This window comes from Achromobacter spanius (assembly GCF_002812705.1).
GTDB lineage: Bacteria > Pseudomonadota > Gammaproteobacteria > Burkholderiales > Burkholderiaceae_B > Achromobacter > Achromobacter spanius.
On the sequence record NZ_CP025030.1, the window covers coordinates 1,779,282 to 1,800,561 of the forward strand.

The 21,280-nt window shown below is 59.0% G+C and carries 21 protein-coding genes and 2 pseudogenes; 17 read left to right on the top strand and 6 right to left on the bottom strand.

Annotation, left to right across the window (positions count from 1 at the left end; translation table 11 throughout):
* The first annotated feature begins 2 nt into the window (after nt 1–2).
* From CVS48_RS08115 to CVS48_RS08180, 14 genes are all read left to right on the top strand, one after another.
* On the top strand, nt 3–401 hold the full coding sequence (locus tag CVS48_RS08115) for a hypothetical protein (RefSeq protein ID WP_100853995.1): 399 nt from the start codon (nt 3–5) through the stop codon (nt 399–401).
* A complete protein-coding gene (locus tag CVS48_RS08120; protein WP_100853996.1) occupies nt 398–622 on the top strand; it encodes a toxin-antitoxin system protein in 225 nt (74 codons plus the stop codon). Before CVS48_RS08115 ends, CVS48_RS08120 begins: the two co-directional genes overlap by 4 nt.
* On the top strand, nt 622–2,265 hold the full coding sequence (locus CVS48_RS08125) for a hypothetical protein (RefSeq protein WP_100853997.1): 1,644 nt from the start codon (nt 622–624) through the stop codon (nt 2,263–2,265). Before CVS48_RS08120 ends, CVS48_RS08125 begins: the two co-directional genes overlap by 1 nt.
* Nucleotides 2,262–2,792 (top strand): hypothetical protein, encoded by a 531-nt coding sequence (locus tag CVS48_RS08130; RefSeq protein ID WP_088588749.1) that lies wholly within the window; start codon nt 2,262–2,264, stop codon nt 2,790–2,792. The genes CVS48_RS08125 and CVS48_RS08130 overlap by 4 nt, the downstream gene beginning before the upstream one ends.
* Before the next feature lie 397 nt (nt 2,793–3,189).
* Complete coding sequence (locus CVS48_RS08135; RefSeq protein WP_100853998.1) at nt 3,190–3,648, top strand: hypothetical protein; 459 nt, start codon at nt 3,190–3,192, stop codon at nt 3,646–3,648.
* Between the two features lie 7 nt (nt 3,649–3,655).
* Complete coding sequence (locus tag CVS48_RS08140) at nt 3,656–5,113, top strand: hypothetical protein (protein WP_100853999.1); 1,458 nt, start codon at nt 3,656–3,658, stop codon at nt 5,111–5,113.
* 130 nt (nt 5,114–5,243) lie between these two features.
* Nucleotides 5,244–6,296 carry a PFL_4669 family integrating conjugative element protein gene (locus CVS48_RS08145; protein WP_100854000.1) on the top strand — a complete coding sequence of 351 codons (1,053 nt, stop codon included), beginning with the start codon at nt 5,244–5,246 and terminating at the stop codon, nt 6,294–6,296.
* A 12-nt stretch (nt 6,297–6,308) separates the two neighbouring features.
* Nucleotides 6,309–6,884, top strand: coding sequence for a hypothetical protein (locus CVS48_RS29165; RefSeq protein ID WP_126376224.1), 576 nt, complete (start codon nt 6,309–6,311; stop codon nt 6,882–6,884).
* Nucleotides 6,885–7,255: 371 nt separating this feature from the next.
* Entirely contained in the window at nt 7,256–7,663 is a 408-nt protein-coding gene (locus tag CVS48_RS08155; protein WP_223264746.1) for a single-stranded DNA-binding protein, read from the top strand.
* Between the two features lie 523 nt (nt 7,664–8,186).
* Complete coding sequence (locus CVS48_RS29170) at nt 8,187–8,381, top strand: hypothetical protein (protein ID WP_126376222.1); 195 nt, start codon at nt 8,187–8,189, stop codon at nt 8,379–8,381.
* Nucleotides 8,359–10,902, top strand: a complete 2,544-nt coding sequence (locus tag CVS48_RS08165; protein WP_100854004.1) for a DNA topoisomerase — start codon at nt 8,359–8,361, stop codon at nt 10,900–10,902. The genes CVS48_RS29170 and CVS48_RS08165 overlap by 23 nt, the downstream gene beginning before the upstream one ends.
* Nucleotides 10,889–11,197 (top strand): hypothetical protein, encoded by a 309-nt coding sequence (locus CVS48_RS08170; protein ID WP_126376219.1) that lies wholly within the window; start codon nt 10,889–10,891, stop codon nt 11,195–11,197. The genes CVS48_RS08165 and CVS48_RS08170 overlap by 14 nt, the downstream gene beginning before the upstream one ends.
* Before the next feature lie 204 nt (nt 11,198–11,401).
* Nucleotides 11,402–12,085 carry a hypothetical protein gene (locus CVS48_RS08175; RefSeq protein ID WP_223264747.1) on the top strand — a complete coding sequence of 228 codons (684 nt, stop codon included), beginning with the start codon at nt 11,402–11,404 and terminating at the stop codon, nt 12,083–12,085.
* Between the two features lie 149 nt (nt 12,086–12,234).
* The gene (locus tag CVS48_RS08180) at nt 12,235–13,281 is read left to right on the top strand and encodes a tyrosine-type recombinase/integrase (RefSeq protein ID WP_223264748.1); all 1,047 of its coding nucleotides are present in this window, start codon (nt 12,235–12,237) and stop codon (nt 13,279–13,281) included.
* 320 nt (nt 13,282–13,601) lie between these two features.
* On the opposite strand, the gene CVS48_RS08185 is transcribed toward CVS48_RS08180, so the two are convergent.
* Both CVS48_RS08185 and CVS48_RS08190 read right to left on the bottom strand, forming a co-directional pair.
* On the bottom strand, nt 13,602–14,762 hold the full coding sequence (locus CVS48_RS08185; protein ID WP_100854007.1) for a nickel/cobalt efflux transporter: 1,161 nt from the start codon (nt 14,760–14,762) through the stop codon (nt 13,602–13,604).
* Nucleotides 14,763–14,773: 11 nt separating this feature from the next.
* Complete coding sequence (locus CVS48_RS08190) at nt 14,774–15,052, bottom strand: metal-sensing transcriptional repressor (protein ID WP_100854008.1); 279 nt, start codon at nt 15,050–15,052, stop codon at nt 14,774–14,776.
* Between the two features lie 130 nt (nt 15,053–15,182).
* On the opposite strand from CVS48_RS08190, the pseudogene CVS48_RS08195 reads away from it, so the two are divergent.
* A pseudogene (locus tag CVS48_RS08195) lies at nt 15,183–15,424 on the top strand (Chromate resistance protein ChrB); the annotation flags it as partial.
* Nucleotides 15,425–15,593: 169 nt separating this feature from the next.
* Here CVS48_RS08195 and CVS48_RS08200 read toward each other — a convergent pair.
* From CVS48_RS08200 to CVS48_RS08220, 4 genes and pseudogenes are all read right to left on the bottom strand, one after another.
* Complete coding sequence (locus tag CVS48_RS08200; RefSeq protein WP_100854009.1) at nt 15,594–16,253, bottom strand: DsbA family protein; 660 nt, start codon at nt 16,251–16,253, stop codon at nt 15,594–15,596.
* The gene (locus tag CVS48_RS08205; RefSeq protein ID WP_223264749.1) at nt 16,250–16,699 is read right to left on the bottom strand and encodes a disulfide bond formation protein B; all 450 of its coding nucleotides are present in this window, start codon (nt 16,697–16,699) and stop codon (nt 16,250–16,252) included. Before CVS48_RS08205 ends, CVS48_RS08200 begins: the two co-directional genes overlap by 4 nt.
* A gap of 355 nt (nt 16,700–17,054) precedes the next feature.
* Complete coding sequence (locus CVS48_RS08215; protein WP_100854010.1) at nt 17,055–17,687, bottom strand: cation efflux transmembrane domain-containing protein; 633 nt, start codon at nt 17,685–17,687, stop codon at nt 17,055–17,057.
* A 254-nt stretch (nt 17,688–17,941) separates the two neighbouring features.
* Nucleotides 17,942–19,942: pseudogene (locus CVS48_RS08220) on the bottom strand (heavy metal translocating P-type ATPase); the annotation flags it as partial.
* Nucleotides 19,943–20,244: 302 nt separating this feature from the next.
* Between CVS48_RS08220 and CVS48_RS08225 the strand changes: the two are divergent.
* Both CVS48_RS08225 and CVS48_RS08230 read left to right on the top strand, forming a co-directional pair.
* Complete coding sequence (locus tag CVS48_RS08225; protein ID WP_100854011.1) at nt 20,245–20,580, top strand: DUF4148 domain-containing protein; 336 nt, start codon at nt 20,245–20,247, stop codon at nt 20,578–20,580.
* 106 nt (nt 20,581–20,686) lie between these two features.
* Nucleotides 20,687–20,968: a DUF4148 domain-containing protein gene (locus CVS48_RS08230; RefSeq protein ID WP_172616204.1), complete on the top strand. Its 282-nt coding sequence runs from the start codon at nt 20,687–20,689 to the stop codon at nt 20,966–20,968.
* The last annotated feature ends 312 nt before the right edge of the window (nt 20,969–21,280 follow it).

Consider the following 21,280-nt stretch of genomic DNA (forward strand, 5'->3'; position numbering starts at 1 on the left):
CTATGAAAACCGCCACTCGAATGCTCGACCTGCCCGATATCGGTGAGCTGTTTCGGGCAACCGCTCCCGCCGCAGGGGAGCAGCCGCCGCTCACTTTTTACGTAGCGGTGTCACCAGATCACGCACCGCTGGAAATGCGCCGCGCGCGCGCCGCTGCGGTGGTTCAAACTGCCCTCCTCGCTATGCGACCCATCGGCCTAGAACCCGCAGCAACGGCCCCGGCCGAAGTCGTCAGCTTCAGCGAAATGCGCCGCATGGGCGTGTCGAAGAGTGAAGCAGCTCGCATATTCGAGGACCCCGTCCTCCACCGCTGCGTCCCCCATCCCATATTCATCGTGCCCGACCCTGTGCCGTATCTGAACGCGTGGTCGGCCATCAGCTCCGGGAGGATCGAGCCGTGACTACAAACAAGGAATTAGCGCTCCAGCACTTGGATACCGAACTAGGTCTGCTGCACCGTGCAACGCCCGAATCATCCGAGCGCGCCCTGCACCTTGGGATCGTTCTGGGCGCGGTAAGTGCGTATAGGAACCTGGGCGTGCTTGGCGAAGATGATCTGGTCTTCATGGCCACTGCGCTTGCCGGCGAAGACGACAAGCTTCCGATCCTGAGGGGCCACTGATGAAGCCGGCCTCAAAGAGAATCGACCTCACCCAGATGATCGCTTCGCGGTTGAGCGAGAGGTCGCCCGAACCCGCAGCCATCGACTCGGCCCTGACGAACGTCATAACCCTGAACGTTCGGGACGATTGTCGGCTGTACGAGCGCAACCCGCGTACGGTCCGCAATGAGAAATACGACGAAATTAAGGAGTCCGTGCGCAAGCGTGGCCTCGATCAGCTGATCTCCGTGACGCAGAGGCCAGGAGAGAAGCACTACATCCCGGCGAAGGGCGGAAATACCCGCCTGGAGATCTTGCAGGAACTGGTCGCCGAGGGCGAAAGCCAATTCCTGCACATGGACTTCGTTATGGTTCCTTACCGTAGCGAAGCCGCCTTGCTCGCCGCGCACATGGTTGAAAACGACCAACGTTCTGGCCTTCTGTTTTGGGACGCTGCTCGCTCGACTTTTGACCTCAAGCAGGAATGGGAACGCGAGCGAGGATCGCCACTTTCCCTGCGGGATTTCTCTGAGCTGCTTAAAGCCGAGGAGGGTATACAGGCGTCGCCGGCGCTTCTTAGCCACTACGGCTTCACCATGAAGCACCTTTCGGAGCTGGCGTGCGCCGCAACGCATCTCTCTAGGCGTGATGTACAGGACCGCTTCATCCCGGCGCGCAGCCGTCTGGCGACCGTTGCGGCCAAGCTCGGCGCCGACGCTAATCTGGAACAGGCATGGACGCTAGCAGTCGACCACATGCGCGATCGCTACGTCGCCACAAGAGCTCTGGACTTTGCGGCATTCAATGCACGCCTCGAAGAGAACTTCGGGCAGCGTACCCAACTCGCGACGGACGAGATCCAACGCGCGGTTTTACTCATCCAGGCTGACTCGGACATCGACGCGATCACCCTCATGCGCGAAGCGAAGCGGCCAAGTTCGACCATTCCTGGCTCAGCCATCGGGGATGGCACTACGCAAGGCGAAAGCGTTTCATCGCTAGGGGCGTCGCTCAGCACCGATGTGGATACCGCCCCGCCGATACCGCGCGTTGAGGTAAAGACACCGTCCGCCGACCGACCACGCGACCGTCGTAGTGCGTCCTCCGAATCCCCCACGCAGCCGACAGAACGACGCGCAGATAGCCGCGAAGCGGCCGAGCGCGAGCTCTGGCACTCCCTGGAGGACCTTGTCGCAGCCAGCCATCTTCAAGGGTGCCTCATGGCCATCGAGGAACTTCCCTTGCGTTTCATGGTGGAAGTCCCCGCAGACGTAGGGCATGGCCGTGGCTCCCTGCAAGAGCAGGCTCTGCAGGGGGGGGAGAAGGCAGAACGCTACTACGCGTGGTGGTGGCTTGTGCTCTTGTCGCAACAGAACACGCCAGCAGGACTGCTGGTCATTCCGGAAACGGACTTCAAACGGCATGCCGATAGTACCGACGCCTGGCAGGAAGCCTGCGAGGCGCTGCTCGGCGATCCCGTCTACGCGGATGGGTCCTATCACGTCGTGAGGCGTATGACCGATCCAAGCGACGCCACGGGCCCGTTGTACCTCCGGGTGATCCAGGCCGTGCGCATGTTCAACGAAGCCTTTCCCGAGCGATCCAGCGATGCATTTTGGCATTCGGTTGGCGTGCCTCTGGAGCTGATTGGAGGTGTGTCTTGAATTTCTTGGAGCTGACCCATCCGACGCTAAAGCGCAAAGCGTTGCGCGAGCTGAATCAGCAAATTCGTCGGCGTGCGTATGCCGACGGCGCAATACCCGAGCAAACGGCCGAGCTTCTCATGGCCGGCCTTCGCGACCGCGGGCTCGACGCCATGCTGCCGGCAGTGACTGTGCGGATCTACGTCGACCAGGAGGCGCTGGTGGCGCAGCAAAGCGAACACCAGCAACGCCAGCAGCATATGGAGCAGCTTCGGAAGTTCGTCCGCGCCCAAGCAAGCGGGTCGCTGATCCGAGCGCTATTTCCCTCGATACCAGCTGCGGAGGTGGAGCAGATCCGCACGCAAATGCGTTTGAGTCAGCCCGGACCAGCCGTGGAGCTAGATCCTGGCGAGTATCTGCGCGTCCATAGCATCTGGAAAGAACTGCACAGCACCACTGTAGACGTCCGTGAACGATATCTCGCGCTTCACGATGCGTTCCCTCAGCACACGCTGCTGACGCTGTTTGCCGCACTTAACCAACGCTAACCGGAGGTGGTCGATGAGTTCGGAAAAAACTGCGGTTTCCACGGTCTCTCAAGCCTCTGGCTATGAAGGCGCCGCGCCTGTCACTGTGCTCAAAGGCACGCCGGCGCTGCGTCCTCTTACGTACACGCTCGCAATGCGGCGGGTCGTGGAGCGGGCAGCGGATCAACCGCCCATGAAAGCCATGGCGGGCCGAGTGGGCTTGGGTAGGAGCGGTCGTGGATAAGCACTTCTTGCTACCTGCCTGCTATGTGATGCCGGCGAAAGGCGCTGCCGACCAGTATGTCGGCACGACGCTCGATTGGTTTCCTCTCGGTCACTATGGACTGCGCACTAGTTCGGCGAACGACCCGCAGTACGGTGCAGGCGAGTGGAGTGAATCGCCCACAGGGAGCCCGCAATGACTAGCTGGGACTTCGCGCTTGACCCATTCGGCAGACAGTTCGTCGCTAGAGCGGAGGCTGCCCCCTCGCCTCATCGGGACCAGGCCAATGAGCACTACCTTCTCAAGGTCTTGGACGCACCAATTACCATTCATCGGGCGTTTGTGGAGCTCGCCGGCAGTCTAAACGCCGCAGCGATCCTCAGCGACCTTGCCGCGCGCGGTGACCTCTCGGAATTAGCGGGAGACTGGGTCTATCTCGACCCGCTCGACTGGCATACACGCCTTGGGCTGTCCTACAAAGAGCAGCTCACTGCCAGAAAGTTGCTGGAGCGAAAGGGACTCCTTGAGACCCTTCGGACAGGAATGCCTCCACGTACCGCCGTGCGCGTCAATTGGCTCGCCGTAGACAAGGAATTGCGCATCCAGGCGAATAATGCCGCCTCGGCTCAGCCCTTGCCCGTCTTGAGCAGCTGACAGTCGTATGTCGACAAATATTGCCTACGACCGCCTGTGGCTGGCATTGAAGCAAAGCCGGCCGATCGCCTTTGGTCTGTTTCTAGCACGCATGACCGGGAATCCAAAGGCGGCGATCGTACTGTCCCAACTCGCGCACTGGACGCGAACGGGGCGCGACGTTGCCCAGACCAACGGCTGGATCTTCAAAACTCAGCAGCAGTGGTGGATGGAGACGGGGCTATCCCGCGCTGAGCTGGACACGGCGCGGCGCCGTCTTCGCACCTTAGGTTTTGTTGAGGAAACGCTTGCCGGCCGGCCGGCGACACTCTGGTACCGAATGAACCTGCCGAACATCGCACGGGCTCTAGAAGTCTGCAGAAAGGAGGCTCTACCAGTCGAGCTGACATTCGAATTCATGCGCGCACCGGAACGTGCCGTACGCGATTTGCTTGGCCCCACCACTGCATACCATCGGATCCTTGCCGATTTGACTGGTGGAGTGAACGCGGGCCTGTTGCTGTCTCGATTGCTGCAGCTGCAACGTCGATCGATCGAATCGGGATATCCCTGGTTCAGTCTGACCGCGCTCAACTGGCAGGAAGACTTGGCCTTGAATCGACGTTCCCTGGAAAACGCGAAAGCTCGGTTGAAAGAGCTTGGGCTGGTCCAGGAATTCCACCTTAATAGAGGCGCTAAACGCGTCTACACGCAGGTGGATCCGGCGTTGTTATGTGAGCTGCTGCAGGAGCAGTTCGCTTCCCAAGCGACGGCCGCTAAAAGGGCTGAGGTGGCAGGTATCGCGACAACCCGTCGCCACCAAGCATTTCAAATGTCCACGGGTGTTGGGGCGCAACTCCAACAAAATCAAAGATCTCCGCAGGCCAATGTACGAATCGAGCAAGCTGGAAATTCCCATTCGGGAAAGCCAGACTGCGCGAAAGATCCATTGCAGATAGACGGAAAAGTACGTAGCAGTTTGCGGGATTCGTCCACTTCTATAAGGGGTACGAATACATCTTCGAAAACAGATACGACCACAACCCACGCACGCGCGCCAGAAGCTGTTTTGCTGCAAAACGCGTCCGTGGTGGTTGATGTGGACATCCTACTGTGGCCCGACGTTCTCCCCGCTGGAAGCCGAGAGGGTGCGACGTCGATCCTTGGCTATGCCCCGGCCGCTGTCCGGCAGACGTTGTTGGACGAGTACGGTGCCAGGGCGCGGAGACAGGCTGTCGCTAACCCTCTCGGGTACCTACGGCGACTTGTGCTCCTGGCCCAACAAGGGCGTTTCGTACCCGAACTTGCGCACCTTGAAGCTCAACGCCGGCGCAACCTTGCAGCCGTCTCCGCCTCGGTAAGGGAAGCGGAGGCCGCTGTGACGGGTGACGTCGCGCCGGCTTTGCAGCCATCGTCGAAAGAAGAAGGCCGCGCCCGCCTGGCAGAGCTGCGAGCGGCGATGGCAGAGCGGAGGGCACGAGCATGAGTGTTTTGCAACAAAACAAGCCGATCCAAGGAATCCGCTCCCCAGTTGACCGCGGTCAGGTGGAGCAGAGTTCTTTTGGAGTGGGCCAGCATCACCCAAATAAACATATTCAACAACGGAGAAGCGCCTGATGGCACCCAAAAAAATGGCGGTTGATTCGTCCCTGTCTGCGTTCGCGACGGCCGACACCTCCCCTTTTCCTGACCGCTATGACCTGGATGGCGAACGTCGCATCCTGGGCCCCTTGCTGGACGAGGATGACCCCGACCCTTCTAACCCGTTCTTCGGGCGCTTGCAGCTCTTCTACGAGCGAGAAGCGGAGTTCAAGCGGATGAGGCAATCTCATGAAGCTCGCGCAGGAGCCGATCCCCTGGTAGGGAACTCCGAGGCGCGACAGATCCGAACGCTGCCATCCCTTGTCGCGGAAAGCCAAGACGTGATGTCCCTTCATACGTTGGAGGCGCTCCGGCTGTTTATGGGCAAAGCAGTTGAGCCGGGCAAGCAAGGGGCTCCCATCGCGGGCGGAAAGCGGGTCGCGGCTGCGTTGCGCTCTCTTTGGTCTCTGTCGTCTAACGATAATCCCTATGCTGATTGGGCATTGGTTGAAACGAAGGCTCGCATCGAAGACGTGCGTGCTTACATCAAGGCGGAGCAAGCGCAGCTTCTTCAGAGGCTGGAAGAGATGAAGAGCAAGGGCCTGACCTATTCGGTCCTCCAGTCGCGCGAGCCAGCGCAGATGCAGCTTGGGTTTGCGTCTCCTTACGGCTACATGGTGGCGCTGCTCATCGTGGAGGTCGACTATTTCACCCGCGTACTCAAGAGCGCCCAGCGCCGCGATCTAGTATCAGGCCGCCAAGGACATGCGTTGCTGCAATCCGTAAAGCACAAGTGCCGGAGCGTATTCGAGCGTGTTCTGTACTGGCAGAAGTACCTGATGAAGGATGAGCTCGTAGCGCTTAGCCGCGTCGATTTTGTAGCCGGGGCCGATGTCGTGGCTCAGCAGCGAGTGCAGGCAGTCAAGAAAATCTTCGGAGACGTGCCCAAGGCGGTGTTCATGGGCGAAGACGCGCCTCGACACACGAAGCGTCGGCTGAACCTCTCGCCGGCAGAGCTGCGCCTATTGGATGCTGTGCCGTTGACGGACGAGGTCACGGCAGGCGTGGATAAGAACTTGCTGGCCTAGGTGGAGGCGATCATGTCATCACCCTCTGTAAATGCTGCGCGGGACCCCAAAGCCGGCTATTCGGCACGTCACGAGTTGCTGGTGTCGAGAACGGGTGCCGGCCTGCCGTCTTATTCGTGCTCATCCGTATCTGTGGACATAAAAGCCTTTAAGGGTAAGGGAGCGTTCCGCTCCCTGTCGCGGCAGTTTGCGAACTCGGTGGCGCAGACAAGGGATGCCATGGACGCTCTCGCGCTGGACACGACCCGTTTCGAGGCAGGGTGTTACCTACGTTTGGTCGAGGAGCGCGGACGTGGAGCGCTGGGTCGCACCCGACTGCGCTGGTGCATCCGAGGGCAAGCTCGGTACGTGCGCTTCGAAGCACTGCGCGACGTTCTGACCGGCCTACCCCCGTCGGTCGTAGAGCACTTTCGGAACTGCGAAGTCCGGGCGGCGGAGCTAAATGTGTTGGAAAACATATTGCGCCATGCGGTCGACCAGGTGGAGTCGTACTTACGAAATGGAGCGCTGCGCCAAAGAACCGGCTTTGGAGAGCCCTCTGCCGTTTTGCTGCAAAACAGCTCGGGCAATGGTGAAGGCGATGCTTAATCGGACGCTCGGTGGCGGGGCGGCAATGGATCGGCTGGTCCGGCCTCTGCTCGCAGCGGCAATGTTCGCGAACGGTCTAGCTGCGATCGGCTCGCTCGTATGGGGAATCTTCCTTTTCCTGGTGGACGCGGAAATATGGGGCATACCTTTTGTCGGATTGTGCCTCTGCCTTGTTCTCGCGGCATGGGCCCACACCGCTTTCGATGATCGGATCGCGCACGCGACTGTTTTGCGGCAAAACGCGAAACCCTATGAACGAAACCAGCAACCTTGATGCCGCTTAAACGGGGCGACTGACCCTGTCCCAGCGTCTCACAAACCCAACGAGGACCAACTTTTTTTGGAGCAGTGATATGGCAATGAGAAGCGAAATGAGCGGCAACGTTCTGATGAACCCCGTTTTGAAGACCGTCAAAGTGAAGGGCGAAGACCGTCAGGTTTGCGAACTTCGCGTGATGTGCTCCGAATACAAATCCGACGGACAAGGCGGGTACGTGCAGGATGATGCGCGGACGTTTCCTGTTCAGGCGACGATTTGGCACGAGGGAACGGCCAAGCGCGTTTATGAAGTCGTGCGGGTCGGCGCCGCAGTCACGGTTGTCGGGGCTACTTACGTGCGGCCCTGGGTCAATGAGCAAACTAATCAAGCTGAAGCCGGTATGTGCATGGACGCCGAACGCGTGACGTTGGGGCTTCAACGGGTGGAGTCTGTGTTGTATCGCTCCAAGGCACAGGTTGATGCACAAAAGGCCCCCGATACAGCGCCGGCCGCGGTCTAACCATATTTCATATTCCCAGGGGTGGCGAGGCCACCTCTGGCGTGGAGAAAGAAGAGATGCGTATCAGCACGAGAAGGCCGAAGTGGGAGCAGTTCCGGGAATCGCACGTCCTGCGCGTTGGCAAAGAGCAACGGGTTCTGGGCAGAGTGGACCTTGTCGGGTCTGTCGGGTACTGGTGGCAGACGGCCGATAAAACGGATGTGGCCTACACGCTCCAGGACGCGAAGCGACGGGTCGAGGATTTTCTTAGGCTCAGCGGTGGTGTGGTCGTACTCAAGGGCGTGGGGGCAGGCCCTGTGGCTCGCGCAGCATAGGGGGCATCATGACTAAACGCGTTTTCGGAGGCTTGGGCTGGGTGCGGAGGCCCGCTGTTGAGCTCGTCGTGGGGATTGCGGTCGTGTTAAGGAGGGCGCGCAATGCGACGATGAGACCTCCGCACATCATGTGGATGGTTTGTGCCCTCGTATGGTCTTGCGGTGTCCTGGGTGCCTTGGCCGCCCATCCCTCGACGGCAGGAGGGACCGTGTATGAACGACTGGCCAAATACCTCATCGGATGTGCGGCCTTGTTGCTCGCCGGGCGCGCGCTTGCGTCGGTCCGGCGGCTCGGCCGCGAGGAGATGACCAGAGCCCACTTTCAGGGCAACGTCGGAACGCGCCCCGGCTGGCCGCGTCAAATTCTTCAGGAGGGTAAAAATGAAGACGCTGATAATTGCTGAGAAGCCCTCAGTCGCGCGCGACATTGCTGCGGCGATTGGTGGATGCCGGCAGGCGGGGAGTTGGTTGGAGGGGGAGCAGTTCGTCGTGAGCTCTGGGATCGGTCACTTGGTGCAGCTCGGCGATCCAGAAGCTGGCCCAATGGTGGCGGGATTCGCTGGGCTCCCACGGATCCCGGAACGGTTTGCCCTCAGCCCAATCCCTGGAACTATCGACCAACTCAAGCTCCTGGGGAAGTTGATCGCTCGCCCGGACGTAGCGCGGGTGGTCAACGCTTGCGACGCTGGCCGGGAAGGCGAGCTGATATTCAACTTGATTTACGAGTTTCACAACGGGCAAAAGCCAGTCTTTCGGATGTGGATCCAATCCATGACTGCGACCGCGATTCGCGAGGCCTACAAAGGCCTGCGGCCGGCCTCCGCCTACGCCAGGCTGAGCGATGCAGCACGTAGCCGGTCGGAGGCTGACTGGCTTGTTGGCATCAATGGGACGAGGGCTGTTTCTGCATTGTCCGAGGCGCTCACAGAGCGGCGGGAACGTAGTTCTGTCGGACGGGTCCAGACGCCTACACTCGCGATTGTTGTTCACCAAGAGCTCGCCATCCGGGCCTTCGTGGCGCGGCCATACTGGGAAGTGCATGGCACGTTCGCCGTGCAAGGCGGCGAGTATGTTGCGCGCTGGCGGGGAGCCTCCGTAGAAGGGGCGGACGGAGCGGATATATCGCACCGCATATGGGATAAATCTAAGGCTGATGCCCTCCCTACCCGATGCCGGGGCGTGGTGCCCACATCGGTGCGCGACGAGTTCAAGGAGGTGTCGAGCGCACCGCCCAAGCTGTTCGACTTGACGACGCTCCAACGGGAGGCGAATAAGCGCTTCAAGTTCTCCGCCAAAAAGACGTTGGACCTGACTCAGGCCCTGTACGAGAAGCATAAGGTCCTTACCTATCCGCGCACGGATTCCAACGCGCTGCCGGAAGACTACCTTGGCAAAGCACAAGCTGTAGTGCAAGCGCTGGGCGCGAGCGCGTACGCTGAGCACGCGAAGCGCATCGTCGACAACAGTTGGGTGCGGCCGGATAAGAGAATCTTCAATAACGCGAAGATCTCGGATCACTTCGCGATCATCCCCACAGGGAAAATTCCGGAAGGGCTGAGCGATGGCGAAGCGAAAGTTTTCGACCTGGTCGTGCGCAGGTTTCTTGCGGCTTTCCATCCCTCAGCAGTCTTCGCCAACACTGAGCGAACAACTGTCGTGGCCGGCGAGGCATTCATTGCATCAGGCCGCGTGCTTCAGGAGGCGGGTTGGATGGCTGTGTACGGCAAGGAACACGATTCGGAAGATGATGGCACATCTCTTTGTCCCCTTGTGGTCGGCGAGAAGGCTTCAAACGCGGGCATGAAGCTGGTAGCGCAAAAGACGAAGCCGCCCACTCGTTTCAACGAGGCGACATTGCTTGGAGCAATGGAGACAGCGGGAAAACTGCTGGAGGACGAAGAGATGCGGGACGCGATGCGCGATCGTGGTCTCGGCACCCCCGCAACGAGGGCTTCCATTCTAGAGGCGCTTCTTGCAGATCAAGACCGCGCCAAGCGCCCGATCGAGCCGTATCTAAGACGGGAAGGCAAGGAGCAGCATCTCGTGCCTACTGAGAAGGGCATCCAGCTCGTTCAGTTCTTGGAGGCAAACGGCCTCGAAGAATTGACGTCGCCCAGGATGACCGGCGATTGGGAGTGCAAGCTTCGACTTATGGAGCGCGCAGAGTATGACCGCTCCAACTTTATGGCCGAATCTGCGTTGTTCGCACGGCGTCTCGTGGATACGCTAAAGGCGCGCGCCGCTGCGGTTCCGCCGGCGCCAAAGAAGGCCCTTGCCGCTCCCTGCCCGCAATGCGGGGCTGGTCTAGAGGCCAGCGCGCGCCAGGTGCAGTGCAGCAAGGACTGCGGATACCGACAGCCCAGGTCGATTGCTGGACGCGAGCTATCCGATGCTGAACTGACTGCGCTTTACATCGATGGCAAAACAGGCCTCCTTGAAGGCTTCGTTAGCAAGGCCAAGCGTCTGTTCAACGCCAAGCTTAAGCTGACTGCAGAACGACGGCTGGAGTTCGAGTTTGAGCCCCGTGCGGAGCCTGTCACTGGTGCGGGCGTCACTGCAGGCGGCACCCAGAAGATCTATCCGTGCCCGCTGTGCCGCAAGCCACTAAGGCTTCGGCAGGGTGCGAAGGGGGCCTTCTGGGGGTGTGCGGCTTATCCAGAGTGCAAACACACACAGCCGGACGACGACGGCAAGCCTGGAGTCCGCACCTCGGCCGTCGCAGCGTCAATGCCTCCCGGGGAGGTGGCTCAGGCATCAGCCAGGAGGACGGTGCCGGCCGGCGCGGTGGGCTCCGGGTGTCCGACCTGCGGCTCCGGCCGGCTTGTTAGCCGCGCATCTGCGACTTCCGATAAGCGGTTCCTAGGCTGCAGTAAGTTCCCGCAGTGCCGCCACTTCGAATGGGAGAAGGGCAATGGCAAACCTTGATGTGCATATCCGATTCAGATCGGCAATTGGATTGATGGGTCAGGTTTCCCTGACGTTTGACGAGGGCGATGGGCGCAATCGGGCGTTTGGCAGACTTGCGATCGATATGGGTCTAGCGAAAGCGGAAGGACCTGTCACAGCGAAGCTTGATGTCGCGTCAATGCGGCAGCTCGTCGACGGAATGATGGAGGCTATGTATGCGATTGAACGGACAGAGCGACTCGAAGGCCAAATGCCAGATCTCCAGGCACCGAGCGCTTATGAGCTGGGCGCTTTGACCGGGGGATTTCCGTGACCTTCATGGCTATCGGCCTTGCTCCCTTTACGGTCAGTTTTGGGGCAAGCGATATTGCTCGCACTACCGTACACACTGCGCGGTGTGTACGGTAGCGAAATCGGTCCGTAATAAATATGACGATTTTCATGATTGATATTCTTGGGACAGAGGAAAATGGGTAGGCCGTCATTTCAGCTAACGGATGACCATGCCAGGCGAATCATGAAGGCGATAGGCGATTTGCAGGTTTCCTTTCCGGCCGCTTCGGATAACCGGGCATTTCTTGATAGGCTGATACGAGTCATTTTGGACGTCACGGGTCGCTTGTATGGCGTGCCGACATACCAGCGGATCTTGCGCGCCTACGCTCCGTCGCGAAGACCATCCACCACGACCATTTTGTCCGTACTGGTCGGGGTGCAAGGATCTTTCGCCAGCTTGCCGGCGCCCGGCGGTGAACCGATGCCCAGCACTGCTACTGTGCCTCGCGCTGCGGCGGCAACTCCCCGGCAGGAGGAGCCGACCGCGGTTCGGCTGCTTGCAGTGGAGCTGGAGGAGCATCACCGCCAGCGTCGGCGGTTGGAAGCTGATATCGCTCGGCTCGAAGCTGCGATACTGGAACAGAGTTGTGAGCTGTCGCGCGCCCAGGGCGAAGTGGGTAGTGCCGAGCGTGCGCTAAACGCTATGGCTGATAAGTTGGCGGAGCTGGTGAACACAGTGACGCACGTCACAGAAGCGGAGAAGGGTGGGCGTGCGTTCGCCCTGCGCGCGATCGAGGCCGCACGAGCAGAAAGCCGCCTATGGCGAGAGCGCTATGAAGGTCTGCAGGCGCTCAGGAGGGAAGAGCAAGCGCTGCTCGACTCGTATCGCCGGGCCGCTTTAGGGGCCGCAGGGGCCGCGCGATGACTGTGCTAGTGGAGAGCCCTTCCCTTCCCATTGCGCGCGATCCTGGGGGCTCTCTAGGAGTTCTGGGGGTCGTTCGCGACGACTGGGACGCAGCCGAGCGTTGGATCCAGGTGCTTGCGGCGCGAAGGCCGCCCGTAAGTCACCATACTTTGGCGAACTATCGACGCGAAATTGCCCGCATCCGGTGGTACTGCGAGTTGGTGGGTTCGGATGGTCCTGGGCGCTGGTCCATTCCCGACGTGACGGGTTATCTCGATTTTCTGCGAGACAGGTCGGGTGACTATCTCTGCGGCAGACGCGCCGCGCGCGCCGGGGATATCGACTGGACACCGTTTCGAGCCAGGCTTGGGGCCTCCGCGCTGGCGAACGCGCAGAAGGTCTTGCATGCACTCCTAAAATTTTGGTTTGAGGCGGGGTACCGGCGGGCTAACCCAATGGCATCGATCGGAAGTGGCGGAGGAGTAGGGCGTGAAGCGCCGCGGCGGCATGCGGTGCCTCCCGATTTGATCGACGAAGTGGTGGATTTTATGGAACAGATTCCATGCACGTCAGTAGAGAAGAAGCTGATGTTTCTGCGGGATCGATTCGTCATTCGCTTGCTGCAATTTACCGGGATGCGCGCAAGTGAAGTCGTGTTAGCCAACATGGGCGACGTGGAGTTGTACGCGGACCCGAAGACCGGTCGTGCGCATTGGTCTTTGTTAGTGAAACATGGCAAGGGCGGAAAAGTCGGACGTGTTGCGGTCCCAGCTCGGGTAATGGACGATCTCCGCGCGTACAGATATGCGTTTGGCTTTCCGCCAGAGCCCGTGTGCGGCGACTCCACCGCGCTGGTCTTATCCACGCGGACTCGAAAGTTGCACCGGACGGACCGAGCGCCGCAATCTGTGGTGGGGCGACGAAGTCAACGGCTGTGGGCTGAGGTGCGCCGGCGCGCGACACTCTGGGACATTGTGTGTGGCGCGTTTTTTCGCTGTGCAAAATCGCTGCGTGAAGCGGGGCGCGAATCCGAGGCCGCGTTGCTGGAACGTGCGTCGACGCATTGGCTTCGACACACGTTCGGCCGCCAGCTCACATTGCGCGGAGTGGACGTCCGAGTTATCGCTAAGGCCATGCGGCATGGCGACGTTCGAACGTCCATGGCCTACACGGAGCTGGACTTTCTGGACGTCGTGAGAGAGCTCGAAAGTCTTTGACGATAGGGCGGGCTGTTGGTGTTGAAATTCATCCAACTTGAGATTTGGTTCACGGAAGTTGGCGTGGCCCGGTACAGCCTCCAATACAAGAGCGCGGTCCGATGCTCGTCCGTTCCTGGCCGATTCTGTTGAAAAACTCGATTATTCCGGCCACGCTCGCACAACCGAAAAATTCGGCCTCTCAGATCGGCTCAGGATCGACGATCGCGACCTCGGCAATGGTTGAAGCACCTCCCAAACGGCCCCAGGTTGATGATCATCGAGTTTTTCAACAGAATCGGCCGGTAGCAGTCATTGAGCCTAGAGGCCTGGCTCTGACACTAGCCGCGGATGCCAAGCCATCCGTTCATCCCCACGTAAATGCCCACGGCGATGATCAGCAGGCTGGAGAGGTAAGGTGCCCGCTGGGCCACCGCGCTGAACCATGGCGCGCGCTTGTTGACCTGGCGCACGCTGAGCGCCGCAACCGTTCCAACCGTCACCAACGTAATGGCCAGCCCGATCGAGAAGCACAGCACCAGCACGGCGCCCAGCGTGAACTCCTTCAACTGAAGGCACAACAAGAGCACGGTAATCGCCGCCGGGCAAGGAATAAGCCCGCCGGTCAGGCCGAACAAAGCGATCTGCCAGTTGGTCACGTTCCGGTTCGTGAAACGCCGGCGGATGTCATTGGCATGCGCCAACTGGTGCGCATCCTGGTATCCCTCGCCCGCCACATCCAGCCCTCGCAGCTCCTCATGGAGGTGGTCATGCTGGTGCACATCCGGCTCCATGAACGCGATGTCATAGCTGTGGACGTGCCCGCCGTGGCCCATGGCCAGGCGCGCCATGAACTCGTGCGGTTCGGGAATTTCCTCGAGCGATTCCAGATAGCCGTCCTTCTGGGCGAAACGGAATTCATGGCGCGCCCCGTCGACCCTCTCGGTCGTCACGGAAACATCTTGCGGCTGCCAGTTTCCGCCCCGAAGGCTGGTCAGCCTCCAGCGCGGCGGAACGCCGTCCTCGAATACCTCCAGCGCGACCAGACCGTGCCCGGTATCGATTTCGTGCCGCTCCAATCCATGGGAATGGCCCTCATGCCCATGGCTGTGTCCGTGCTCATGGTCGTGGTGATGGTGGACATGACTCGCGCCATGCTGGTCTCGCCAGGTGCGCCAGAACATCCATGCCGCGATCAGCACGATGATCATCCCGGACGCCAGCTGGAAATACGGCTCCAGCTCCTCCGCCGCGACTCCGCGCCACAGATACATGCCGCCCAGGCCGATCCCCCACACTATCAGGGTGTGCGAAATGGTCGCGGTGATGCCCAGCAGCACAGCCTGCCACACCGATCCGCGGATCGCGACGATGAACGCCGCCATCATCGTCTTGGAATGGCCGGGCTCCAGTCCGTGCAGAGCACCCAACAGAATGGCGCTGGGAATAAACAGCCAGGCGTGCGACGCACCCTGGGCGATCAGATCGGAGAATGGCAACATGGATAGCGTTCTTAGAGGTACTTGGTGATTTCTTTGAACTCGTCGATCGCGCGCTGCTTGTCCTCGTCCAGCTCGCCCACCGCATCCTGCAGGCAGTGGTCGATATGGTCTTGAATGAGGATCTTCTTGGCCTGGGAAATGGCACGCTCGACGGCATGCAACTGTTGGGCCAGCTCAAGGCAGGGACGGTGTTCTTCTATCATCGACAGAATGCTGCGCAAATGCCCTTCCGCCCGCTTGAGACGTTTGGCCACGGCGTCGTGATGATGATGAGGATCGGGTGTGTTCATGCCGAAATCATATCCTCCCCGGGGGGATGCCACGCGAGAAACCACGTCGCCATTCGGGGAACGAAAAAAAGCTGATGTAGCGATCTCTACATGATTGCAGAGATCGAAACACCTTCTTATTCTGCTCCCTATGGACACCCCGCTCGCCTCCTCCTGGTTTCTGCTTATCGTCAGCCTGCCCACCGGCGGTGCCACGGCGCGCCGCGCATGCGCATCTGGCGCAAGCTCAAGGCCCTGGGCTGCGCCGCGTTGCGCGATGGCGCCTATCTGCTGCCGGCGCAGGCCGAGCAGGTCTCCCAATTGGCCGATCTGGCCGCCGAAACAAACGAGGAAGGCGGCCAAGCCTGGCTGCTGCGGGTCCAGCCCCAGGACGATGACTGGGCGATCTCGAAGCTTAAGCATGGCAGAATGCAGTGAGAGTGAAATTTGCGGCCGTGTGAAAGACTTCACGACACTGCACGCAGTGTCCGTTTATCTCGATATAGCCTGAGATATTGAAGTCGTTATGAATGCCCCGGATGGGCACCCAGCTTCACAATGACTATTTCTTGCTTCCTTGTCGCGCATGCTCAATCGCGGCTGAAAGGTCTTGCGGCGTTAGCTTGCCCAAGCGAGTTCCATTCACAAAGAACGTCGGCGTACCTTTGATGCCCGCCGCATTGGCGTCTGCCTCGTCTGCCCTGATGAGCGCGCTGATGGCAGGATCATGCATGTCTCCCCGCGCCTTTTTCTGATCGAGGCCCGCCTGCGCCGCGGCGCGCCAAGCGGCGGCGACCTCGGGATCATCGTGCCACTCGGGCTGAGCTTCAAGTATCGCTTCCAATACGGGTTCGAATAGGCCCTGCCGACGTGCAGCTTCGAGCATCCGGACGGTTTCCTCAGATCCCTTGTGAAACAGCACATAACGCATGACGACCCGGACCTCGTTCGGATACTTGCTCAAGATCTGTTTGACGTAAGGGTAGAAAGCACGGCATCCCTCGCAAGAGGGATCGAAGAACTCCACGACAGTGACCGGAGCATCGAATTTTCCAATTACCGGGGAATGAAATCGCACCAGCGTCTCAGCTCTCGGCGAATCCGTTCCGGACTGGGCGGCCTCGCGCGCGGGCACGTCCGCCGGCCGCGTGTAAAAAGCGGCGAAGGCAAAGATAGCGATCGAGACAACACTGATGGATATGACAAGAAGGCGTCGATTCATTTGTTGGTGTGATGACGGACAAGGAAGAGGGAAATGACAATCAAAGCGAAAGCGAGCAGCGACACAAAGGGTAGGGGTATGGAACCGAGGATTGCCATCTCTGCCCCCGAGCAAGAAGTCTCTGCCGAGCAGGAGACGATCTCGGGTTCAATCACTCTCCAGTACAACAAGGTGTGATAGCCGGCGAATCCCGCGCCGACTACGGCCAGCGGCATGGCGTAGCGCCAACCGTCATGGTCACCTCTATAGCTAGCGACCCCTAGCACTAGTGCTAGGGGGAACATGAATATCCGCTGGTACCAGCACAACACGCACGGCGTCCTGCCCATTACCTCGCCGATGAATATTGCCGACAGCGTCGCAACCAGGGCTGTTATCCACCCTGTGGCCAGCCAGATGGTGGCGACCTCAACATGACGCTCGGTTCGTGTTGAAACGCTTTTCACCGAAAGCTCCTATCTATACACAGAGAGGGCCGTTGCCCGGGTTCTTCAACGTGCGTCAGCCGTCGTACTTGTGACATGAGGGCTCATACTCGCATTAATGGTAATCCAAAGGCGAGATACCAACCGCCGTCGTCACCAGGAAAATGGCCTATGAGCGGTATGCTTCTTGCAAACCGCAAACCGCAAACCGCAAACCGCAAACCGCAAACCGCAAACCGCAAACCGCAAACCGCAAACCGCAAACCGCAAACCGCAAACTGCAAACAGGCAATGGATCCGATAGCAGATTCAAAGTCCTAGATTCGCAAGTGGTCTCCGTTGAACAAGCGCTCGCAAAGCACAGGCAGTTCTCGGATCAAGGCGTATTCGAGCGGGCTTTTTCTGTCGCTTCTGCTGCGTCGCGGAGAATTTCCCGCCCGCCTTGAGCAGCAACTGCCGACACCACCAACCCGAGGATCAAGTCAGGCACATTTGATTCCGACCACATCACGAGCGCTCCGGACAAGACGATTGCCAAATTCACGATTGAGTCGTTGTTGGTGAAGATGGCCGAAGCCTTGAAATTCACGTCGCCCCCCCGATGACGTTTCAACAGGCGTAGACATATGACGTTTAAAGCGGCGTTGACTGCCGCCATTACCATCATGGCGGGGCCCACCGGCGGTTCCCCGCCAAAAAAACGGCGTAGCACCTCCACAAGCAACATCACCGCGAGGCCGATCAACAACCAACCTGAAAGACGGGCCGCCCGGACCTTGATTTCCCGCGCCCGTCCTACTGCATAGAGGCTAACTCCGTAAACCGATGCGTCTGCCAAGTTGTCCAGTGCGGCGCCTATCAGCGCAGTCGAGGACGCCCATAGGCCCACGCCTAAGCCGGCCACACTCTGTCCGAGATTAATTAGTAGTACCAACGTCAGGGTACGGCGGTCCTCTGAATCGTTGGAGTCGGAACTTTGTATCCTGTCTTTGGCGCAATTTTCTCTCATAGATTTGTCCTTCTTGATGCCGCCAGGTCGCTTGGACTTATTGGGTAGTGTCGATGTTCCGTCCAAACAGATTTCACCTGTCGCCGACTGTGGCCGTCAGCAATCAAAGCTTGTCCTGCAGTAAATCAAAGTTCTCAGCGGAAATGCCAGCATGTGCCCTTTGCGCGCCGGTTGCATCGCCGGACTTAGGTACGTTTACACAGCCGGCTCGATCAGCGGCTTAGCTCCGCTTTTGTATTGGCGCTACAGACGATTTAAGACACCCGGTCGATTCGGTACGTCAGCAAGCGCAAGGCGTTGATCACCACAAGTAAGGTCGATCCTTCATGGAGGGCCACCGCTGCCCCCATGCTTAGCCCCATAATCGTGGCTGGTACCAGAACCGCGACGATCCCGAGACTCACGTAAAGATTCTGGCGAATGACTCGTCGTGTTTGCCGACTTAGGCCGACCACAAAAGGCAAGTGGCGTAGATCGTCAGCCATAAGAGCGACATCCGCGGTCTCGAGCGCGACATCGGAGCCCGCGGCGCCCATGGCGATACCCACAGTCGCGTTCGCCATAGCAGGGGCATCGTTCACTCCATCACCGACCATCGCGATTCGAGATTTTTCCCTGAGTTCGAGAATGACCTTTACTTTGTCGTCCGGCATCAAATCTCCGCGAGCGTCCTCGATGCCGACGTCGGAAGCGATGGTTTTGGCCACTTTCACATGATCGCCGGATATCATCACCATGTTTGAAATGCCGAGCCGCCTTAGCTCCTGCACAGTTTCACGAGCCCCCTGCCGTGGAGTGTCCATCAGTCCTATGGCACCTAGATCGCGATCTCCGAGTCTCACGACCATTGTGGTTCGGCCGTCTTCACGTAGACCGGTCGCCGAAGCCAACGAGTATTGACTAAGCTCGGGGATGCCTGGCGTGCCAAACATCTCGACCTTGCCGATCCAAACTCGCTGGTCCCCTAACTTTGCCGTGATTCCCTGACCGACCAGAGTCTCTACCTCGTTAACCTCTGGAATTGGATACGCTCCGAGCATCTTTTGGCCGTCGCGTGCAATTGCTATAGCGAGAGGATGATCGCTCAGCGACTCAACCGCAACAGCAATCGACATCAATTCTTGGTCGGAGGCGTTAGGGGCGGCCAAGACGTCGGTGACGCGCGGCCGCCCTTCGGTTAGCGTACCAGTCTTGTCAAAAGCAAGTGCATTTAGACGTCCAAGTTCTTCCAGGGGCGCCCCCCCTTTGATCAGGACACCGCCGCGCGCTGCACGAGCTATTCCGGACAAAACCGCACTAGGCGTTGCAATAGCGAGGGCGCACGGGCTGGCAGCGACGAGTACGGCCATTGCTCGATAGAAACTGTCGCGAAACGGTTCGTCAATGACGACCCACGCGAATAGCAAGAGGATCGCGATGCCCAGCACCGTCGGTACAAAAATGTGTTCGAACCTGACAGTAAATCTCTGTGTGGGCGATTTGCTCACTTCAGCCTGCGCAACCATAGCGACGACTCGCGCGAGCGTGGAGTCGCTAGACTTGCGCGTGACCTCTATCTCGAGCAAACCCGACCCATTTATCGTGCCCGCGAATACCAGGGACCTGGATTCGATGAGCGTGGGACGGCTGCGCGCGAGGTTTGCGTCTGCCACCGGAGATTTGTCTACCGGAATGCTCTCACCCGTCACGGGCGCTTGGTCGACGGTTGAGGTTCCCTTGATGACAAAACCGTCGGCAGGAAGCCGCGCGTTTGGCTTAACGAGTACCTCGTCGCCTACGGCGAGTTCTAACACCGCAATTTCAATCACTTCACCCTTGCGTCGAACCCACGCTGTCTTAGGCGCCAGGTCAGCTAAAGCCTCAATTGCGCGCTTTGCGCGGCCCATTGCGAAATGTTCGAGCGCATGACCGATACTGAACAGAAAGAGCAGGAGAGCGCCTTCGGCCCATGCGCCCAATGCGGCCGCTCCCGCGGCAGCTACGAGCATTAAACTATCAATCTCGAGACGCCTTTCGCGCAAATTCTTGATGGCGTCTCCCATGGTAAACGTCCCGCCAAAGGCATACGCTAAGACGTACATGGCAAGAGGAACGCCACCCGGAGCGGAAGTCCACCAGCGTTCGACCACAACACCGATTCCCAGTAACGCACCGCATGTTAATGCAAAGTACAGCTCTGTCGAAGGAGATGGAATTCGCAGAGTAGTTCGGATATTCATGTCGGGACCGTTGTCGTGGTGACGCGCAGCACTTTTAATGAGCCGCTGCACCAAATTCCTGTAAGGGATATTAATCGTGATCGACGCGAGGCAGGTCGAAAAAATTTTTAGTTGCCACCAGCCTAGGCCTGGATCCACTAGGCGGCCTCAGATTTTCCCCTGCAAATGACACGACGTGCGAAAAGAGTTGTCACAATTAAAATTACAATGACAAATATCGGCCTCGTCTGATTACCGATTTGTAATTGTAGTGACTGCAAATTGTCGAGTCGAGATCTTTACATTATTAAGTCAGTCGCACTCTCATGCGACGTTTTATCTGATTAAGGATCATCGATATGAAAGCAATTATCTCTGGCGCTGCCGTCGCACTCGCACTGGCCACCACTGGTACCTCCGCCCAGGCTGACACATTCCATGGCACCAACACGGAAATCGGTTACGAAGTCCATGTTGGCGACAACCCTGTTGGCAAAACCTCGGAGCAAGTGCGGGAGGAGTTACTCGCGGCAAAGGCTAATAAGAAAGAATGGGTTTTCACCAACCTCAATGCTGCCAAGCCGGGGTGGATGGTGAAAACTGAAAAAACGCGTGAACAAGTGGCGCAAGAGCGAGATTCCGTCACGCCTGAAGAGCAAGCACGCATCGATGAGATCTACAACACAGGTGCATAAATGCGGCAATTAGTGTGAGCACGCTGACGCCTAAACGCGTAATAAGGCCGGCGTCGGGTGCTCTTCTAAGCATACGTGGTCGATTGACCGCAAAGAGGTGCTACACATGAAAATTCTACCTGCCGTAATCGTCTCGGTGGCTTTGCTTTCCGGCTGCGCGATAGCCGGTGACCCAGCACCAACGTCAAACGGCGCATTATCACGCGCAGAGGTGCGTGCAGATCTGGCAATGTGGAAACGTGCCGGATTGGACAAGTTTTATCGAGGTAGGAAGTCGCCAGATATCTATAGCGCAGATTACCGAGAGCGGTACGCGACTTATGTAAAACTCCGCAATGGGCCAGAATATAAAAGCGAAGTGACTCGGCTTAATACCGGCGAAAAATAGTCCTACACGCTGTCGGGACTTCCCAATGGGATACGGATTTTTTCCTCATTTCGGCAGCTCTCGATAAGTTGTTCGGCCGGGACGGTCATCACTTGCGTCGTCCCCAGCGACCGGATGCTCCGTTATGAACCGGCAAAAGGTGGCATGAGCCGCGTTCGCGGTGCTTCCTGCGACCTGGGCGAGGCGGTCGTGCCGACCTACAGTTGACCAACGGGTTCCGGATTCCACATGCGTCGGCGTACCCAGCTACGCTCTTCACTTCTCCATAGGTGGTTTACCGGTATAGCCAACCTTATTGGGGGACGCGGGCAA

Excerpts from the sequence above, each read along its gene's own strand:
- CVS48_RS08135 (WP_100853998.1), top strand. The coding sequence starts at position 3,190 with ATGACTAGCTGGGACTTCGCGCTTGACCCATTCGGCAGACAGTTCGTC.
- CVS48_RS08190 (WP_100854008.1), bottom strand. The coding sequence starts at position 15,052 with ATGAACACACCCGATCCTCATCATCATCACGACGCCGTGGCCAAACGT.
- CVS48_RS08170 (WP_126376219.1), top strand. The coding sequence starts at position 10,889 with ATGGCAAACCTTGATGTGCATATCCGATTCAGATCGGCAATTGGATTG.
- CVS48_RS08230 (WP_172616204.1), top strand. The coding sequence starts at position 20,687 with ATGAAAATTCTACCTGCCGTAATCGTCTCGGTGGCTTTGCTTTCCGGC.
- CVS48_RS08140 (WP_100853999.1), top strand. The coding sequence starts at position 3,656 with ATGTCGACAAATATTGCCTACGACCGCCTGTGGCTGGCATTGAAGCAA.
- CVS48_RS08200 (WP_100854009.1), bottom strand. The coding sequence starts at position 16,253 with ATGAATCGACGCCTTCTTGTCATATCCATCAGTGTTGTCTCGATCGCT.
- CVS48_RS29165 (WP_126376224.1), top strand. The coding sequence starts at position 6,309 with ATGTCATCACCCTCTGTAAATGCTGCGCGGGACCCCAAAGCCGGCTAT.
- CVS48_RS08185 (WP_100854007.1), bottom strand. The coding sequence starts at position 14,762 with ATGTTGCCATTCTCCGATCTGATCGCCCAGGGTGCGTCGCACGCCTGG.
- CVS48_RS08125 (WP_100853997.1), top strand. The coding sequence starts at position 622 with ATGAAGCCGGCCTCAAAGAGAATCGACCTCACCCAGATGATCGCTTCG.
- CVS48_RS08225 (WP_100854011.1), top strand. The coding sequence starts at position 20,245 with ATGAAAGCAATTATCTCTGGCGCTGCCGTCGCACTCGCACTGGCCACC.
- CVS48_RS08155 (WP_223264746.1), top strand. The coding sequence starts at position 7,256 with ATGAGCGGCAACGTTCTGATGAACCCCGTTTTGAAGACCGTCAAAGTG.
- CVS48_RS08115 (WP_100853995.1), top strand. The coding sequence starts at position 3 with ATGAAAACCGCCACTCGAATGCTCGACCTGCCCGATATCGGTGAGCTG.
- CVS48_RS08215 (WP_100854010.1), bottom strand. The coding sequence starts at position 17,687 with ATGAGAGAAAATTGCGCCAAAGACAGGATACAAAGTTCCGACTCCAAC.
- CVS48_RS08165 (WP_100854004.1), top strand. The coding sequence starts at position 8,359 with ATGAAGACGCTGATAATTGCTGAGAAGCCCTCAGTCGCGCGCGACATT.
- CVS48_RS08145 (WP_100854000.1), top strand. The coding sequence starts at position 5,244 with ATGGCACCCAAAAAAATGGCGGTTGATTCGTCCCTGTCTGCGTTCGCG.
- CVS48_RS08175 (WP_223264747.1), top strand. The coding sequence starts at position 11,402 with ATGAAGGCGATAGGCGATTTGCAGGTTTCCTTTCCGGCCGCTTCGGAT.